The sequence below is a fragment of the Streptococcus sp. cx1 genome (assembly GCF_052384325.1).
Classification (GTDB): domain Bacteria; phylum Bacillota; class Bacilli; order Lactobacillales; family Streptococcaceae; genus Streptococcus; species Streptococcus salivarius_G.
The window spans coordinates 231596-248316 of the sequence record NZ_JBQSUN010000001.1; the positions used below are offsets into that span (position 1 = coordinate 231596).

Annotated in this window: 15 protein-coding genes, 3 tRNA genes, 1 other RNA gene and 1 pseudogene; 17 read left to right on the top strand and 3 right to left on the bottom strand. The window is 40.0% G+C overall.

The window, feature by feature from the left end; genetic code table 11:
• Nucleotides 1–67 precede the first annotated feature (67 nt).
• The 11 genes and pseudogenes from ACT170_RS01080 to ACT170_RS01130 form a co-directional block, all read left to right on the top strand.
• Nucleotides 68–1099, top strand: a pseudogene (locus ACT170_RS01080) (branched-chain amino acid aminotransferase); the annotation flags it as partial.
• Between the two features lie 118 nt (nucleotides 1100–1217).
• Nucleotides 1218–1448, top strand: coding sequence for a DUF2969 domain-containing protein (locus ACT170_RS01085; protein WP_002886057.1), 231 nt, complete (start codon nucleotides 1218–1220; stop codon nucleotides 1446–1448).
• 60 nt (nucleotides 1449–1508) lie between these two features.
• Nucleotides 1509–1589, top strand: a tRNA-Tyr gene (locus ACT170_RS01090).
• Nucleotides 1590–1657: 68 nt separating this feature from the next.
• Nucleotides 1658–1729: transfer RNA gene (locus ACT170_RS01095), tRNA-Gln, on the top strand.
• Nucleotides 1730–1849: 120 nt separating this feature from the next.
• Nucleotides 1850–3052, top strand: coding sequence for a 30S ribosomal protein S1 (gene rpsA, locus ACT170_RS01100; protein WP_003094841.1), 1203 nt, complete (start codon nucleotides 1850–1852; stop codon nucleotides 3050–3052).
• Nucleotides 3053–3120: 68 nt separating this feature from the next.
• Nucleotides 3121–3192, top strand: a tRNA-Arg gene (locus ACT170_RS01105).
• Nucleotides 3193–3403: 211 nt separating this feature from the next.
• Nucleotides 3404–3753, top strand: a transfer-messenger RNA (tmRNA) gene (ssrA, locus tag ACT170_RS01110).
• Between the two features lie 45 nt (nucleotides 3754–3798).
• Entirely contained in the window at nucleotides 3799–4419 is a 621-nt protein-coding gene (locus ACT170_RS01115) for a DUF3862 domain-containing protein (protein ID WP_002885892.1), read from the top strand.
• A gap of 82 nt (nucleotides 4420–4501) precedes the next feature.
• Nucleotides 4502–5185 carry a TVP38/TMEM64 family protein gene (locus ACT170_RS01120; RefSeq protein WP_444817930.1) on the top strand — a complete coding sequence of 228 codons (684 nt, stop codon included), beginning with the start codon at nucleotides 4502–4504 and terminating at the stop codon, nucleotides 5183–5185.
• A complete protein-coding gene (locus tag ACT170_RS01125; RefSeq protein WP_084914837.1) occupies nucleotides 5163–6398 on the top strand; it encodes an aminoacyltransferase in 1236 nt (411 codons plus the stop codon). Before ACT170_RS01120 ends, ACT170_RS01125 begins: the two co-directional genes overlap by 23 nt.
• 97 nt (nucleotides 6399–6495) lie before the next feature.
• The gene (locus ACT170_RS01130; RefSeq protein ID WP_444817931.1) at nucleotides 6496–7458 is read left to right on the top strand and encodes a Gfo/Idh/MocA family protein; all 963 of its coding nucleotides are present in this window, start codon (nucleotides 6496–6498) and stop codon (nucleotides 7456–7458) included.
• A 45-nt stretch (nucleotides 7459–7503) separates the two neighbouring features.
• On the opposite strand, the gene ACT170_RS01135 is transcribed toward ACT170_RS01130, so the two are convergent.
• The 3 genes from ACT170_RS01135 to ACT170_RS01145 form a co-directional block, all read right to left on the bottom strand.
• Nucleotides 7504–7806, bottom strand: coding sequence for a DUF1827 family protein (locus tag ACT170_RS01135; RefSeq protein ID WP_002885967.1), 303 nt, complete (start codon nucleotides 7804–7806; stop codon nucleotides 7504–7506).
• A gap of 9 nt (nucleotides 7807–7815) precedes the next feature.
• A complete protein-coding gene (locus ACT170_RS01140) occupies nucleotides 7816–8274 on the bottom strand; it encodes an NUDIX hydrolase (RefSeq protein WP_151404407.1) in 459 nt (152 codons plus the stop codon).
• A gap of 142 nt (nucleotides 8275–8416) precedes the next feature.
• Nucleotides 8417–10687: an ATP-dependent Clp protease ATP-binding subunit gene (locus ACT170_RS01145; protein ID WP_045001866.1), complete on the bottom strand. Its 2271-nt coding sequence runs from the start codon at nucleotides 10685–10687 to the stop codon at nucleotides 8417–8419.
• 242 nt (nucleotides 10688–10929) lie between these two features.
• Here ACT170_RS01145 and argF point away from each other — a divergent pair, with 242 nt between their 5' ends.
• The 6 genes from argF (at nucleotide 10930) to feoB (ending at nucleotide 16720) form a co-directional block, all read left to right on the top strand.
• Nucleotides 10930–11910, top strand: coding sequence for an ornithine carbamoyltransferase (gene argF / locus ACT170_RS01150; protein ID WP_038675579.1), 981 nt, complete (start codon nucleotides 10930–10932; stop codon nucleotides 11908–11910).
• 68 nt (nucleotides 11911–11978) lie between these two features.
• Nucleotides 11979–12209: a DUF1797 family protein gene (locus ACT170_RS01155; RefSeq protein WP_002885970.1), complete on the top strand. Its 231-nt coding sequence runs from the start codon at nucleotides 11979–11981 to the stop codon at nucleotides 12207–12209.
• 313 nt (nucleotides 12210–12522) lie between these two features.
• Entirely contained in the window at nucleotides 12523–13203 is a 681-nt protein-coding gene (locus ACT170_RS01160) for an amino acid ABC transporter permease (RefSeq protein WP_002886081.1), read from the top strand.
• Nucleotides 13203–13937, top strand: a complete 735-nt coding sequence (locus tag ACT170_RS01165) for an amino acid ABC transporter ATP-binding protein (RefSeq protein WP_002886191.1) — start codon at nucleotides 13203–13205, stop codon at nucleotides 13935–13937. The genes ACT170_RS01160 and ACT170_RS01165 overlap by 1 nt, the downstream gene beginning before the upstream one ends.
• Nucleotides 13938–14108: 171 nt before the next feature.
• A complete protein-coding gene (locus ACT170_RS01170; RefSeq protein ID WP_014634123.1) occupies nucleotides 14109–14585 on the top strand; it encodes a ferrous iron transport protein A in 477 nt (158 codons plus the stop codon).
• The gene (feoB, locus tag ACT170_RS01175) at nucleotides 14582–16720 is read left to right on the top strand and encodes a ferrous iron transport protein B (RefSeq protein WP_070476498.1); all 2139 of its coding nucleotides are present in this window, start codon (nucleotides 14582–14584) and stop codon (nucleotides 16718–16720) included. The genes ACT170_RS01170 and feoB overlap by 4 nt, the downstream gene beginning before the upstream one ends.
• Nucleotide 16721 lies beyond the last annotated feature (1 nt).

A 16721-nucleotide genomic window follows, 5' to 3' on the forward strand; every position in this document is an offset into this window, starting at 1 on the left:
TGCAACATAACCTTGAAATTTTCAATGAAAAGGACTATACTAGAAAGCACATAGTAACAGAAAAGAGGACATACACATGACAGTTGATTTAGACTGGGAAAATCTAGGATTTAATTACCGTAAACTTCCATTCCGTTATATCTCATATTACAAAGACGGTAAATGGGACGAGGGGCAATTGACTGAGGATGCGACTTTGCATATTTCAGAAGCATCTCCAGCCCTTCACTATGGTCAAGAAGCTTTTGAAGGCCTCAAGGCTTACCGTACTAAAGATGGCTCTATTCAATTGTTCCGTCCAGATGAAAATGCTAAACGTTTGCAACGTACTGCGGATCGTCTTTTGATGCCACAAGTTCCCGTTGACAAATTTGTAGATGCATGTAAACAAGTTGTACGTGCAAATGAAGAATACGTTCCACCATATGGTACAGGTGCAACACTTTATCTCCGTCCACTTTTGATTGGGGTTGGAGATATTATTGGTGTGCATCCAGCAGATGAGTATATCTTTACCATTTTTGCTATGCCAGTAGGTAACTACTTCAAAGGTGGTTTGGCTCCAACAAACTTCCTTATCCAAGATGATTATGACCGTGCTGCGCCACATGGTACAGGTGCTGCTAAAGTTGGTGGTAACTACGCGGCAAGTATGTTGCCAGGTAAGATTGCACATGACCGTAACTTCTCTGATGTAATCTACCTTGATCCAGCAACTCACACTAAGATTGAAGAAGTGGGTTCTGCAAACTTCTTTGGTATCACAGCTGATAACGAATTCGTTACACCACTCAGCCCATCTATCTTGCCATCTATCACTAAGTTCTCATTGCTTTACTTGGCTGAAAATCGCTTTGGCATGAAAGCTATCCAAGGTGATGTTAAGATTTCCGAATTGGATAAATTTGTCGAAGCAGGTGCCTGTGGTACAGCTGCCGTTATCTCACCAATTGGTGGGGTACAACATGGTGATGACTTCCATGTCTTCTATTCAGAAACAGAAGTAGGTCCTGTAACACGTAAACTTTATGATGAGTTGACAGGTATCCAATTTGGTGATGTTGAAGCACCAGAAGGATGGATTTTCAAAGTTGACTAATTCTTAAGAGATAAACGATTATTTTAAGGCTTGCTCTTGCAAGCTTTTTTCTTTTTCGGTAGAATTAAGAAGATACATTAAGAAAGGATGGCTCGAGCCAAGTATCGGGTATAAATCTATGAGTAAAAAAGATAAAAAAATTGAAATCCAAATTAATGATGCTAAAGTAGTTGTCAACAAAGCAACTATCGAAGGTTTTGAACTTCTTGTTGGTAAGAAAGTCATCGGACAAATTGTGGAGATTGATGGTAAGTTTGCCGTTGTTGACAAGGAAAATGTTGTAGGTTTCCACAAAAAAATGGATGATGCAGTAGCTGCCATTATTGAATCATACAATCTTAATCATTAAAATCCAAAGTAAAGGCTTGCTTTGGTCAAGAAACTGTGATATACTATTTCTTGTTCTTAAGGAGAGATAGCGAAGAGGCTAAACGCGGCGGACTGTAAATCCGCTCCTTCGGGTTCGGGGGTTCGAATCCCTCTCTCTCCATGTCTAAGAAACTGAATCGGGATAGTCGATATCAAGTACTTAGATGTTTTTTTATAGCATTTTGCTATTGGGGTATAGCCAAGCGGTAAGGCAAGGGACTTTGACTCCCTCATGCGTTGGTTCGAATCCAGCTACCCCAGTAAAAGGTATCGGGTGCATTGGCACCGTCTATGTTAACCATTGTCTTTGCGGGTACCTTTAAAAATATATTGTTATCAAGGGTCAGAATTGGCTGGCTCTTGTTGGAGGATCTTTTTAGAATGAACGAATTTGAAGAATTGCTAAACAGTGTTAGCGAAGTTAACACAGGTGACGTTGTAACAGCTGAAGTTATCTCAGTAGATAATGATCAAGCAAATGTTGTTATCGAAGGAACTGGTATCGAAGGTGTTTTGACACGTCGTGAATTGACAAACGACCGTGACGCAAACGTTGCAGACCTTGTTAAAGTTGGTGAAACACTTGAAGTGCTTGTTCTTCGTCAAGTTGTTGGTAAAGATACTGATACTGTAACTTACCTTGTATCTAAAAAACGCTTGGAAGCTCGCAAAGCTTGGGATAAACTTGTTGGTCGTGAAGAAGAAGTTGTTACTGTTAAAGGAACACGCGCTGTTAAAGGTGGACTTTCAGTTGAATTTGAAGGTCTTCGTGGATTTATTCCAGCTTCAATGATCGATACTCGTTTTGTTCGTAACACTGAACAATTTGTAGGTCAAGAATTTGACGCTAAAATTAAAGAAGTTGATCCAGCTGAAAACCGTTTCATCCTTTCACGTCGTGAAGTTGTTGAAGCAGAAGCTGCAGAAGCTCGTAAAGAAGTCTTCTCTAAACTTGAAGTTGGTTCAATCGTAACTGGGAAAGTTGCTCGTTTGACAAGCTTCGGTGCTTTCATCGACCTTGGTGGTGTTGACGGACTTGTTCACGTGACTGAATTGTCTCACGAACGTAACGTTTCACCTAAATCAGTTGTATCTGTAGGTGATGAAGTTGAAGTTAAAGTTCTTGCTATCGACGAAGAAGCAGGACGTGTATCACTTTCACTTAAAGCAACAACACCTGGACCATGGGATGGTGTTGAACAAAAGCTTGCTGCTGGTGATGTTATCGAAGGTAAAGTTAAACGCTTGACTGACTTCGGTGCTTTCGTTGAAGTATTGCCAGGTATCGATGGACTTGTTCACATCTCACAAATTTCACACAAACGTGTTGAAAATCCAAAAGATGTTCTTTCAGTAGGTCAAGACGTTACTGTTAAAGTTCTTGAAGTAAACGCTGATGCAGAACGTGTATCACTTTCAATCAAAGCTCTTGAAGAACGTCCAGCTAACGCTGAAGGCGAAAACAACGAAAAACGTCAATCACGTCCACGTCGTCCAAAACGTCAAGAAAAACGTGACTACGAACTTCCAGAAACTCAATCTGGATTCTCAATGGCGGATCTTTTCGGAGATATCGAATTGTAAGATAAAAAAGAGGCATGGAAACATGTCTTTTTTTCTATTTTAGAGTATGCTATAATAGTATACTGTTAGCACCCTTAGTGTAATGGATATCACGTAAGATTCCGGTTCTTGAGATAGGGGTTCGATTCCCTTAGGGTGCAAAAAGAAAAGCGTTGAAAGATTTGTTCTCTCAACGTTTTTTAGTCGGTAAGTTTTAGTGAAAGTATTTCATAAAATCTTTTAGCCTTGAAAAGGAAAAAAAGCAAACATATAGAAGAAAAGCTATTAGCTTATCCTAAAACCGGGGAGACAGTTTGGCTAATCTTTTGCAATTTATTAAAAAATTTGCTATAATACACAGTATCTCATATTGGGGTCGTTACGGATTCGACAGGCATTATGAGGCATATTCTGCGACTCGTGTGGCGACGTAAACGCTCAGTTAAATATAACTGCAAAAAATACTAATTCTTACGCTGTAGCAGCCTAAACACCTGCTCGCGTGACTTCTAGCAGATTGCTTATGTTTGTTTAGAGGTTTTATTGATTTATAAGCTACGTTTGACTATTGCCTAGCTGGTTGAAAAGAGATTTATAGGCTCGCAGATAGAAGGCTTGAGTTATGTGTCGTCTATCTGTTAAATGAAAGACATAACCTATGGTTGTAGACGAATATGTTGGCAGGTGTTTGGACGTGGGTTCGACTCCCACCGGCTCCATAAAAACCAGAGGCGTCAGCCTTTTATTTGTATATATAGGAATTTATTATGAAAAAACTTTTGTCTTTGACCGTTTTAGGTCTCTCACTTTTTACTCTAGCTGCTTGTGGAAAATCTTCGTCCAAGACAGAGACGAAGGGATCTTTGGATAATGAAGCCTCAAAGATTTTAACTGTTAAGCATGGGAATGTTCGCCAGAACTTTGATAAGATTACCATGGCAAATGCTTCTCAGGAATTTTCAGGAGGCTCAAATCTTGATAGCTTGAAGGGCTGGTTTGGTGAACCTTCATCAACGAGTCAGGAGCAGGCAGGAGATGCTAAGCTTGATGTTTATAATTGGCAGTATGACAATGTTGTTGTTACAGCGAAACTCTTTAACAATAGCACTGTGGTTAAGTCAATTTCAAACTTTTCTTACGTCCGTGATCCTAAAATCACACTGAAGATGTACGAAAATCTCAAAAATGGAACTAGCTATGACGATGCTGTCAAAACGCTTGGTACACCGGATGTTTATTCGATTGCTGTTTCTTCAGATGCAACAATGACACAAGCACTTTGGTCTTCGAACCTTGTCGCTAAGAAGGGTGAAACAGGTAGCCTTACCCTTAACTTTAAAAATGGTGCCTTGGAAAACAAGTCACAAGCGAATTTGATTAATAAGTAATCGCAGTAAAAGATGCCTTTCTAAATCAATGAAGGCATTTTTTTGTTATAATAAAAGGAGCTATTAAAATTATGGAGATGTAATGACCAAAAAAAGACTATTTTTTATAGGGATAGCAGGTTTAATTCTGGTATTCTTATGGCCTCTTTTAAATAACTTCATCCCCTTAATCAAGGAATGGACCAACGCTAAGCATGATCAAGCCTTTTTAAGAGAAGTTTTTAAGCAGGCTAATTTCCAAAATGCACTGATCCTTCTTAGTCTCATGATTCTGTCATCAGCTATTCCTGGAGTTTCAAGTTCTATTTTTTGTATTTTTGTTGGCCTACTCTATGACCCCTTGCTTGCGATTCCGATGAATATTATTGGGAATACTTTTGGGAATTTGACTAGTTTTGAAATTCTGAGAAGACTTGAAAAGCCAGAGAAGTCCAAACGCATGGAGAAACTTCTAAACTATATTGAGAACTTTAAGCATCGCTTTATTGGGATTTCACTGGCCTTCTCTATTCCTTTTATACCTTCAGCTCTGGTCAATTATGCTTGTGTTCAAATCAATTTACCCACAAGGATGAGGTTTTTGGCGACACTTATTGGAGTGGCGCCAGTATCGATTGTTTATGCAGTTAGTGGAGATTTGTTGCTTAATGTCCGTCCGATTCGAATACCATTAGTGGCAGTACTTGCCATCTTGCTTTTTATCTCACTCGTCATTTACTTTATTCATTTTAGAAAGGAAAAAAATGAGCTTCATTCAAGTAACTAAAGAAGAATTTAACACACATGCTCAACAAGTGTCTGAGCGTTCTTTTATGCAAACTGAGGAAATGGCTAAGCTTCTTGAAAAACGTGGATTTAGCATTAGCTATGTCGCTTGGAAAGAAGGGGACCAGCTAGAAGTCTCAGCAATTGTCTACAGCATGCCTATGACTGGTGGGCTTCGTATGGAGGTGAATTGTGGACCGATTCACTCAAACGCAGCTCATCTGAGCGACTTTTACCAAGGTTTGAAGGATTATGCTAAGGAAAATGGTGCTCTTGAACTGTTAATCAAACCTTATGATACTTATCAAACTTTTGACAGTAATGGTGAACCAACTAGTGATGAGCAGAAGCAGCTGATTAGTCAATTGACTGATTTAGGTTATAGCTTTGATGGTTTACAGACGGGCTATCCTGGTGGTGAGCCTGACTGGCACTATGTGAAGGATTTATCTGGGATTGAAGAAAAAGATCTTATCAAGTCTTTCAGTAAAAAAGGGAAACCTCTGGTTAAAAAAGCCAAAACCTTTGGGATTAAGTTGAAAAAACTGAAACGTGATGAGTTATCTATTTTCAAAGAAATCACTTCAGCGACCTCTGACCGTCGTGAGTATAGTGACAAATCTCTAGATTATTATCAAGATTTTTATGATGCTTTTGGTGACAATGCTGATTTTATGGTGGCTACCTTGAATTTTCAGGATTACTATGACCATTTGGAAAGTGATCAGGCGAAGTTGGGGGCTAGAATTGTCAAATTACAAGCTGATTTAGAAGCTAATCCAAAATCTGAGAAAAAACAAAACCAATTAAGAGAGTTATCAAGTCAGTTTGAGACCTTTGATGTTCGAAAGGGAGAAGCGACTGCCTTTATTGACAAGTATGGTCAGGAAGATATTGTTCTGGCTGGAAGTCTCTTTGTCTATACACCTCAAGAAGCTGTTTATCTTTTTAGCGGGTCTTATCCAGAGTTTAATAAGTTTTATGCGCCAGCACTCTTACAAGAGTATGTGATGACACAAGCCATTAAACGTGGCATTACGTTCTATAACTTCCTTGGTATTATGGGAATCTTTGATGGTTCAGACGGAGTTCTGCGATTTAAACAAAACTTTAATGGTTACATTGTTCGCAAGATGGGAACCTTCCGCTATTATCCACAACCGCTTAAATACAAAGCGATTCAAGGAGTTAAGAAACTGCTTGGACGTTCTTAAATTTTAGAGGGCTTCGATTTGAGTCCTCTTTCATTATAAGTCTCTATATGGACTTAGACCATTGTAAAGAGAGATTAGAAATTAGGGAGGTAAGTTGATGAAACTTGCACTATTGGGTACAGGGATGATTGTGACAGAGGTTCTTCCTGTATTAACGACTATTGAGGGCATTGAGCTTGAAGCTATCTTGTCGACACCACGCTCACTTGATAAGGCAGAAGCCCTAGCTAAGCAATATGGTTTGTCTCAGGCGACTAGTGATTATGAGGCAATTTTGTCCAATCCAGAAGTTGATACGATTTATGTGGGAACGCCCAACCATACCCACTATGATTATGCTAAGAAAGCACTTTTGGCTGGCAAGCATGTTATCTGTGAGAAACCCTTCACCCTTCATTTAGAAGAATTTGAAGAGCTAGCTAAGCTTGCTCAAGAAAAAGAGCTTCTCTTGATGGAGGCTATTACCAATCAATATTTGGCCAATTTTACAGTGATTAAGGAAGCCTTGTCAGAGGTTGGGGATATCAAGATTGTGAATATCAATTTTTCCCAATATTCGTCACGTTACGATGCCTTCAAACGAGGGGAGATTGCTCCTGCCTTCAACCCTGAAATGGGTGGGGGAGCACTTAGAGATCTGAATATCTATAATATTCATCTCCTGGTTGGCCTTTTTGGTAAGCCTAATCGTGTGGAATATCTCCCTAATGTGGAGCGAGGAGTAGATACGTCTGGGATTTTAGTTTTGGACTATGGTCACTTTAAGGCTGTTGCCATTGGAGCTAAAGACTGTATTGCGGAGATTCGTTCAACTATACAAGGTGATAAGGGCGCTATTACCATTTTTGGTGCAACCAATACTCTTCCTGAGATTGGAGTCACTCTCAATGGTCAGAAAGAGAGAATCGTCAATCTCAATAGTCTACAACATCGTATGCATGATGAATTTGTGGCTTTTGAAAAGATGGTGGCTACCAAGGATTTTGACAGTGTTGCCAAGCAGTTGGAACATAGTCGTCAGGTTATGGAAGTTCTGGATCAAGCTTCGAAAGCTTTGTAACGTACAAAAAAACAAGCAGTGGTATTAGCCATTGCTTGTTTTGTCTTATACAGTTGTTGGGAATGAAATCTCAATCAATTTGTCAGTGTGTACTGTTCTGAGTTTGTCCATCAAAACAATATCCTTGTCGATTTTTCGTTTGAGGAAGAATTCACGGATAACTTCTAATTCATTGTCTTTAACAGCACGGTGTTTATTTGAAATCAAGAGTTCATAATGCTTAGGTGCTTGTGTAAAGACAACATCAGTATTCCCAGCAGAGTAGGTCTCTACGAGAAAGGCATCCGTATTGTCTAGTTGGTTTTGAACGAGTTCTTGGTGTGTACGGGTCGTATTAATGAGTTTCATAGTTTCCTCCTAGGATTTGTCAGTTATTGTGTTAGTTTCTTTCCATTGTTCGATTCCCCATTTATGACTGCCACGTTTAAGTTTAGCAATGGCTTCATCAATTGGAAACCAGGCTAGGTTATTGAAATCTTCGAGAGGTTTACCAATTTTTGAAAAATCTACAACTTCATAAATATAGGCTGGATTGTAATAGTAAGTGTCACGGTGGCTCGAATAGAAGTATTCATCAGCCTGGCCATAGTACTGGCCTAAAGTGGCTGTAAACCCAAGTTCTTCAATTAACTCGCGTTCTAATGCGCTATAGTGATCCTCGCCTGCTTCGATTTCTCCACCTGGGAGAAACCAAGCTCCGTTAGGAGCCTGGACTAAAATAATCTTTGTCTTTTCTTGGTTAGGAATCACAGCATAAACACCGTAACGTGTTTGATAATGAGCTCCCTCAACCTTGTCACCAAATGTTGGATTCATGAGTTGCTCCTTACGTTTATTTGCCTATATTATACTAAAATTTTGCTCATTTTCCTATTGATTTAGGCAGAATTAGGGATAAATTTGAAAATAGGAAATGAAAAGATAAAGAACCCAAGACGTAATGACTTGGGTTCTTTGTTTAATCAGTTTCTTTTGGTGTTTCAGCTTTCTGAGTAGCTTTTTCGGCTTTTTTAGCAGACTTAATGGTGATGTGGCCTTTTGAAGTCATGACTGCCTTGAGATCTTTTTCATTTGGATTTTCAAGGTAGAAGTCAGTAATAGCGTCTTCAATATGATCTTGGATGGTACGACGTAGTGGTCGAGCACCCATCTTAGGATCGTAACCAAGGTCAACCAATTTTTCCTTAACTTTCTCAGTTACACTGAGGTGGATACCGTTATTAGCCAAGCGTTGGTTGACATTATCAAGCATGAGGTCCACGATAGTGAGGAGATTTTCCTTGCTAAGGGCAGAGAATTCGATAATACCGTCAAAACGGTTCATGAATTCAGGGCTGAAGAAATCTCCAAGCTGGTTAAGAACAGAATTGGTACGATTTTCACGGGCAGCTCCAAAGCCGACGCTAGCTTCAACTTTACCTGTACCAGCATTTGAAGTCATGATGATGATGGTATCCTTGAAACTTACAGTTCGCCCTTGACCATCAGTCAAGCGACCGTCGTCAAGAACTTGGAGGAACATGTGAAGAACGTCTGGGTGAGCTTTTTCAACCTCATCTAGAAGAATGAGTGAATAAGGATTACGGCGGACTTTTTCAGTTAACTGACCAGCTTCGTCGTAACCGACATATCCTGGAGGGGCACCGACTAATTTGGCAACGGCGTGTTTTTCCATGTATTCTGACATGTCGAAACGAATCATACTGTCAGCTGAACCAAAGAGTTCAATCGCCAATTGTTTAGAGAGTTCAGTTTTACCGACTCCTGTAGGACCTACGAAGAGGAAGCTACCAATTGGGCGATTTGGTGCACCCAATCCAACACGATTACGGCGGATGGCTTTGGCAATCTTATCAACTGCGGCATCTTGTCCAATAACATGTGATTTAAGATCATCAGCAAGACTAAGAAGTTGTGATTGTTCTTTTTCTTTCAAATCACCGACAGGAATATTGGTTTTTTGTTCCACAATGGCTTCGATATGTTTTTCTGTGATGACAGGCATATCTTGGTCTTTGATGGTTTGTTTTTGCATTTCCTTGTATTTGGCAATTTGATCACGGAAATAGGCAGCTTTTTCAAAGTCTTCGTCACGAGTAGCTTGAGCCTTGAGGTTTTCAGCCTCAATCAAACGTTTGTCGATATCTTTAGGATCAACAAAATTGAGGGTCAAATTCATCTTCGAACCAGCTTCATCGAGGAGGTCGATGGCCTTGTCTGGCAAGAAGCGGTCTTGAATGTAGCGGTTGGACAATTCTGCAGCTGCAGTAATCGCTTCGTCTGTATATTTGACGTGGTGGTAGTCCTGATATTTAGGTTGAATACCACGCAAAATAGTGATGGTTTCCTCAACCGTTGGTTCGTCAACCTTAACTGGTTGCATACGACGCTCTAGGGCGGCATCTTTTTCGATGATGCGGTATTCGTTGAGTGTTGTTGCTCCGACCAGTTGAAGTTCTCCACGAGCAAGAGCAGGTTTTAGGATGTTTCCAGCATCCATATTGCCATCACCAGCATTACCAGCTCCTACGATTTCATGGATTTCATCAATAAATAGGATAACATCCTGACGTTGACGAATTTCTTCCATGAGTTTTTGCATGCGTTCTTCAAATTGGCCACGAATACCAGTCCCTTGAACCAGGCTGACCACATCAAGACGGATGACTTGTTTGCCTTGGAGTTTTTGTGGCACGCTACCGTCAACGATTTTTTGAGCTAGGCCTTCAACAACAGCAGTCTTACCGACACCGGGTTCACCGATGAGGACGGGGTTGTTCTTGGTACGGCGGTTAAGAATTTCGATGACACGAATGATTTCCTCGTCACGACCAATAACAGGATCAATGTCTCCACGACGAGCGATGTCAGTGATGTTAATGCCGAACTCTTCAAGAAGACCTTGTGGCTGTTGAGGAGCTTGTTGGCGTGGTCCTCCTGGACGGCCTGGCCCTTGTGTATTGCCACCGTTTCCTCGGTTACCACCTTCTTGTGTTGGAGGTGTATTGGGAAGATCGCCGTTAGAAGAACGGAAGTTATTTAGGTCGCTGAAGAAATCATCGAAGAAGTTTGAACCTCCTGTTTGATTGAATTGATTGAGGGGGTTCTCTGGGTCAGATTTCATGATTTTATAACAATTTTGACAGAGGTCAACTTGTTGCTGATTACCGTTTACATTGGTATACAAATGAATACTAGCTTCATTAAGGTTACAGTTTTGACAGAGCATATCAGTACCTCTTTTCTATCTGAATTGGGAAAGACCTTTATTGAAAACAATCTTGGTCAAAAAAGGTCAAATCTATGACTCCATTATAGCATGCGGAAGGTAGATTGCAAGTAAAAAGCATCTAGGTTTGGCACTCTATTAATAAGAGTGCTAACATTGAATTTTAATTCAAAAACGCTTGTTTAAAATGTATAAATATTATATAATGTTTTTATATTATTCAGAACGAAAGAGAGATACCTATGACACAAGCTAAATCATTTTTGAAAGAAATCGACTTTACCAAGCAGGAACTTGAGGAGTTAATCGATTTATCTATAAAATTTAAACAGCTAAAGAAGGAAAGAATTCCGCATAAATATTTAGATGGCTTAAATATTGCCCTGATTTTTGAAAAAACATCTACAAGAACTCGCTCAGCTTTTACAGTGGCTGGTCAGGACCTAGGTATGAATGTGACCTACCTTGGTGCTGGAGACATTCAGTTAGGTAAAAAAGAATCTGTAGTTGATACAGCCAAGGTGCTTGGTTCTATGTTTGATGGAATCGAATACCGTGGTTTTAAGCAAGAAGATGTCGAAGAGTTGGCTAAGTACTCAGGTGTTCCGGTCTGGAATGGTTTGACGGATACCTGGCATCCAACGCAAATGATTGCGGATTTCATGACTTTGAAGGAGCGTTTTGGTAGTTTGGAAGGTTTGACCATCGCCTATATTGGAGATGGTAGAAATAATATGGCCAACTCACTTTTGGTCACTTCGGCTATTTTAGGCGTTAATGTCAAGATTATTGCCCCAGAGGTGCTGCAACCCGAAGATGAGATTGTAGCCCTAGCTCAGAAACATAATAATGGTGCCGATTTAACCATTACAGATGATATTTCAGAGGTCAAGGGAGTGGATATGCTTTATACGGATGTCTGGGTATCTATGGGTGAAGAAGTAGACTTTAAATCTCGTATTGATTTACTCCTGCCTTATCAAATTAATGCAGACCTACTTGCCAAGACGGAAAATCCAGATGTCATCGTTATGCACTGTCTCCCAGCTTTTCATGATCTCAATACTCAAATTGGGCAAGAAATCTATGACAAATACGGTTTGGCAGAGTTAGAAATCACCGATCAAGTCTTCCAAAAATACAGTGATATCATCTTCCAAGAAGCTGAGAATCGTATGCATTCTATCAAGGCCATTATGTACAATTCCTTGAAAAATATTTAAAATTCCCCCATTTTTCCCATAAGTGTGATAAAATAAGTAAGAAATACACAATTAATAGGAGAAATAACATGGAATCACATTTGGTGAGAATCATTAACCGTCTTGAAATGATGGCGGCTGATGGTGGTAATTTGAAACGTAATTTTGAACGTGAAGGAGTGGTTGTTGCCGAAGTATCATTTAGCAACGATCCTGAAAATGGTCCAGTTTTCACATTGCGTGACGTTGAAGCACGTGAATCTTATTCATTTGATAGTATCGACTTGATTGCAATGGAAATCTACGATTTGCTTTACTAATATATTATTTTGGAACTTTACAAGGTTCCAAAAATCAGAATGCCTGAAACTATCGAGTTTCAGGCATTTTTATCAGGATGAAAGCATGGGGTGATGCTTGTATGGCTTGTCAAAACAGGCAGTACTTCAAATTCTTGGCAAAGCTTTTGGCGTGGTGTCGTCTTGGAAATACATGAGGTGTATTGCTTAAGAGTTTTGCTAGCTAGGTCTATAACTTAGTTTTTATACTGAAATATCGCATTTATAAGAAAATACTTTATTATTATACAGTCTTCTGATATAATATTGAAGAATATTAGTAAGGAGTATCTAGATGAATTTTTCATTTCTACCACAGTTTTGGTCTTACTTTAACTATGGTGTCTTAGTAACAATTATGATTTCGGTCTGCGTGGTCTTCTTCGGAACCATCCTTGGGGTTTTGGTATCCTTGGCCAAGCGTTCTGGAATCAAACCTTTGGAGTGGTTGGTAAGCCTTTATGTTTGGGTTTTCCGTGGGACTCCTATGGTTGTACAGATTATGATTGCTTTTAACCTCATCCACATGAATCTTCCAACTGTTCAGTTTGGCATTTTGAACCTTGATTTGTCACGTATCGTTCCAGGTATTATCGTCCTTTCTTTGAACAGTGGTGCTTATATTTCTGAGAGTGTGCGTGCAGGTATCGAGTCTATTCCTAAAGGTCAGGTTGAAGCTGCCTACTCACTTGGTATCCGTCCATGGAATACCATGCGTTATGTGGTCTTGCCTCAAGCTATTAAAAATATCTTGCCTGCCTTGGGTAACGAGTTTGTTACTATTATCAAGGATAGTTCGCTCTTGCAAACCATCGGAGTTATGGAATTGTGGAATGGTGCACAAACTGTTGCAACAACAACCTACTTGACCTTGACACCGCTCTTGTTCGCAGCCTTCTATTATTTGATTGTGACAACGGCTATGACGGCACTCTTGAAACAAATGGAAAAACGACTTGGGGAGGGACGTAAATAATGGCAGAAACAATTATTGAGATTAAAAATCTTCACAAGTATTTTGGTAAGAACGAAGTTCTCAAAGGGATTGATCTAGATATTAAAAAGGGTGAAGTAGTGGTTATCATCGGTCCTTCAGGATCAGGGAAATCAACCTTCCTACGCTCAATGAACTTGCTTGAGAAACCTACAAAAGGTGTTATTTCCTTTGAAGGTGTGGATATTACAGATAAAAATAACGACATTTTCAAAATGCGTGAGAAGATGGGAATGGTTTTCCAACAGTTCAACCTCTTCCCTAATATGACAGTTAAAGAAAATATCACCTTGTCACCAATTAAGACCAAGGGTGTTTCTAAAGCTGATGCAGAAGCAAAAGCCATGGAACTTTTAGAAAAGGTTGGCTTGAAAGATAAGGCAGATGCCTACCCAACAAGTCTATCAGGTGGTCAGCAACAACGTATTGCTATCGCACGTGGTTTGGCTATGGATCCAGACGTTCTCTTGTTTGACGAACCAACATCAGCCCTTGACCCAGAAATGGTTGGTGAAGTTCTTGCAGTTATGCAGGACCTTGCTAAATCAGGGATGACAATGGCAATTGTTACCCACGAAATGGGCTTTGCTTATGAAGTGGCAGATCGTGTCATCTTTATGGATGGCGGTGTCATTGTTGAAGAAGGCACACCACAAGAGATCTTCGACAATACTAAGGAAGATCGTACCAAGGATTTCTTGAGTAAGGTTTTGTAAGATATTCATTAAGTATGTATACGTTGTTTGTGAAGGCTGGAACTTTTCCGGCCTTTTCTTTTTGTGTTCTGCTTTTCTAGAATCATTCTTGTTTAGGATAATATTGCGGAAAAGATGGATAAATATGCTATAATGATGCCATATCAAAAATAATAAAGAAGGTCAAGAAATATGCTCATATATGATGCGGCCTTAAAAACGCCTTACCGGATTCTTGGCATTAACCTCCCTAAGGATAGTCTTTTGCACTTATCTAACCTAGGGTTGGCTGCCGGTGAAACGATTGAGGTGGTAATTAAGACCAAAAACAGTGCTATTATTATCGTTAAAGGGAGTCGCTTAGCCTTTGATGCTTCGATTCTAGATAAGATTGATTTGGCACCTGCGGAGGAAAATCAGGAAAAGATACCTCTTTCTGAATTACCGGTTGGACGTTCGGCTATCGTTACTGATATTTTTTCAGCAAATGAAACCAAACGACGTCTTATGGATATGGGAATTACAAAGCGTACTCGGGTGTTGTTGCGTAAGGTAGCCCCTTTGGGAGATCCTTTAGAAATTAGTTTGAGAGGGTATGAATTAACCCTACGCAAGTCGGAAGCGCAAATGATTAGTGTGGTCATGCTGGATGAGGGAGAGGAAAAATGACAGAAATTGCATTAATAGGTAATCCTAATAGTGGTAAAACCAGTTTATTCAACCTGATAACAGGGAACAATCAGCGTGTTGGTAACTGGCCAGGTGTTACTGTAGAACGAAAAAGTGGTCTGGTCAAAAAGAATAAGGATTTAGAAATTCAGGATTTACCAGGGATTTACTCAATGTCACCCTATAGCCCTGAAGAAAAGGTGGCGCGTGACTATTTGTTGAGCCAAAGGGCCGACAGCATTTTAAATGTAGTCGATGCGACCAATTTGGAGCGTAATCTTTATCTGACAACGCAGTTGATTGAGACAGGTATTCCAGTCACTTTAGCGCTTAACATGAGTGATGTTTTAGAGGCTCAGGGAAAACAGATTAATGTTGATAAATTATCTTATCATCTAGGCGTCCCAGTAGTAGCCACTAGTGCTCTCAAGCAAACTGGTATTGATCAGGTAGTGAAGAAGGCAGCTCATACGACAACCTCTACAGTTGCTGATATTGCCTTTCCAATTTATGACGATAAATTAGAAGCTGCTATCTCACAAATTTTGGAAGTCTTGGGAAATTCGGTGCCGCAAAGGTCTGCGCGTTTTTATGCCATTAAACTCTTTGAACACGATGCTTTAGTTGAGGCTGAGCTAGACTTGTCCCCATTCCAACGAAAAGAAATCAAAGATATCATTCGAATCACTGAAGAAGTTTTCACCGAAGATGCGGAGTCAATTGTCATTAATGAGCGTTATGCCTTTATCGAACGTGTCTGTCAGATGGCTCAAAGTCATACAGAAGATTTTGCCCTGACCTTGTCGGACAAAATTGATAGGATTGTCACCAACCGTATTTTGGCCTTACCAATTTTCGCAGTGGTTATGTATTTGGTTTATTTCTTATCTATTCAGACTGTTGGAACCATGTGGACAGACTGGGCTAACGATGTGCTTTTTGGTAAGTATGTTCCAGATTTGGTAACTTCTGGTCTTGACTATCTTCAAGTTCAGGACTGGCTTAAGTCTTTGATTGTTGATGGGATTGTCGCTGGGATTGGGACAGTACTAGGATTCCTACCTCAAATATTTGTGCTCTTTATCTGTTTGGGTGTGCTTGAGGACATTGGATATATGAGTCGTATTGCCTTTGTTATGGACCGTATTTTCCGTCGTTTTGGACTTTCTGGAAAATCCTTCATTCCTATGTTGATTTCTACAGGTTGTGGGGTGCCAGCGGTTATGTCTAGTCGAACCATTGAAAATGAAAGGGACCGTCGCATTACCATTATGACAGCAACCTTCATGCCTTGTTCGGCCAAGTTGGAAATTATTGCCTTGATTGCTGGAGCTTTCTTCCCTAGTAATTCTTTAGTAGCACCAAGTACCTATTTTATTGGGATGGCTGCTATTATCCTATCAGGTATTGCCCTCAAAAAGACGAGTTTTTTGGGTGGTCTAACCAGTCCGTTTATTATGGAATTGCCTGCCTACCACTGGCCTAAAGCCATGTCGGTCTTGCGTTATGCCTTTGGTAAGGCTTTGAGTTTTGTCAAACGTGCGGGAACCATCATTTTCAGTTTGACGGTTCTTATCTGGTTTATGTCTCACTACAACTTTACCCTACATACTGTAGATACAGAAGTTAGCATTTTGGCGACTTTAGGGAAGGGCTTGTCTTGGATTTTTGATCCACTTGGATTTGGGAATTGGAAGGCAACAGTTGCGGCTCTTACAGGTTTAGCTGCCAAGGAAACCGTTGTTGCCACCTTTGGTATTCTCTATCATAATAGCAGTGAAGCGGGTCTGGCTGAGGCTCTACGAGGAGATTATTCTTCCTTAGCTGCCTATTCCTTCTTGATTTTTAACCTACTTTGTGCACCATGTTTTGCGGCTATTGGAGCTATTAAGCGTGAAATGGCCAATCTTAAATGGACGGTTGGGGCTATCGGTTTCCAAACAGGCCTAGCTTATTGTGTGAGTTTAATTCTTTACCAGTTTGGTCAAGTCATCCTGTACGGTAAGTCAATGACAATTTGGACTTTTGTTGCTTTCTTACTTTTAGTAACGATGATTTACTTTGTTGTTCGTAAACCACGTCAGATTAAGGATCAAATCATTAGCTTGGATAATCTTCAAGAAGCTCATATTTAGG

Bases quoted from the DNA above. Each gene is read 5' to 3' on its own strand.
- rpsA (WP_003094841.1), top strand. From the start codon at position 1,850: ATGAACGAATTTGAAGAATTGCTAAACAGTGTTAGCGAAGTTAACACA.
- ACT170_RS01120 (WP_444817930.1), top strand. From the start codon at position 4,502: ATGACCAAAAAAAGACTATTTTTTATAGGGATAGCAGGTTTAATTCTG.
- ACT170_RS01125 (WP_084914837.1), top strand. From the start codon at position 5,163: ATGAGCTTCATTCAAGTAACTAAAGAAGAATTTAACACACATGCTCAA.
- ACT170_RS01115 (WP_002885892.1), top strand. From the start codon at position 3,799: ATGAAAAAACTTTTGTCTTTGACCGTTTTAGGTCTCTCACTTTTTACT.
- ACT170_RS01135 (WP_002885967.1), bottom strand. From the start codon at position 7,806: ATGAAACTCATTAATACGACCCGTACACACCAAGAACTCGTTCAAAAC.
- ACT170_RS01170 (WP_014634123.1), top strand. From the start codon at position 14,109: ATGCTCATATATGATGCGGCCTTAAAAACGCCTTACCGGATTCTTGGC.
- ACT170_RS01140 (WP_151404407.1), bottom strand. From the start codon at position 8,274: ATGAATCCAACATTTGGTGACAAGGTTGAGGGAGCTCATTATCAAACA.
- ACT170_RS01085 (WP_002886057.1), top strand. From the start codon at position 1,218: ATGAGTAAAAAAGATAAAAAAATTGAAATCCAAATTAATGATGCTAAA.
- ACT170_RS01145 (WP_045001866.1), bottom strand. From the start codon at position 10,687: ATGCTCTGTCAAAACTGTAACCTTAATGAAGCTAGTATTCATTTGTAT.
- ACT170_RS01165 (WP_002886191.1), top strand. From the start codon at position 13,203: ATGGCAGAAACAATTATTGAGATTAAAAATCTTCACAAGTATTTTGGT.
- feoB (WP_070476498.1), top strand. From the start codon at position 14,582: ATGACAGAAATTGCATTAATAGGTAATCCTAATAGTGGTAAAACCAGT.
- ACT170_RS01130 (WP_444817931.1), top strand. From the start codon at position 6,496: ATGAAACTTGCACTATTGGGTACAGGGATGATTGTGACAGAGGTTCTT.
- argF (WP_038675579.1), top strand. From the start codon at position 10,930: ATGACACAAGCTAAATCATTTTTGAAAGAAATCGACTTTACCAAGCAG.
- ACT170_RS01155 (WP_002885970.1), top strand. From the start codon at position 11,979: ATGGAATCACATTTGGTGAGAATCATTAACCGTCTTGAAATGATGGCG.
- ACT170_RS01160 (WP_002886081.1), top strand. From the start codon at position 12,523: ATGAATTTTTCATTTCTACCACAGTTTTGGTCTTACTTTAACTATGGT.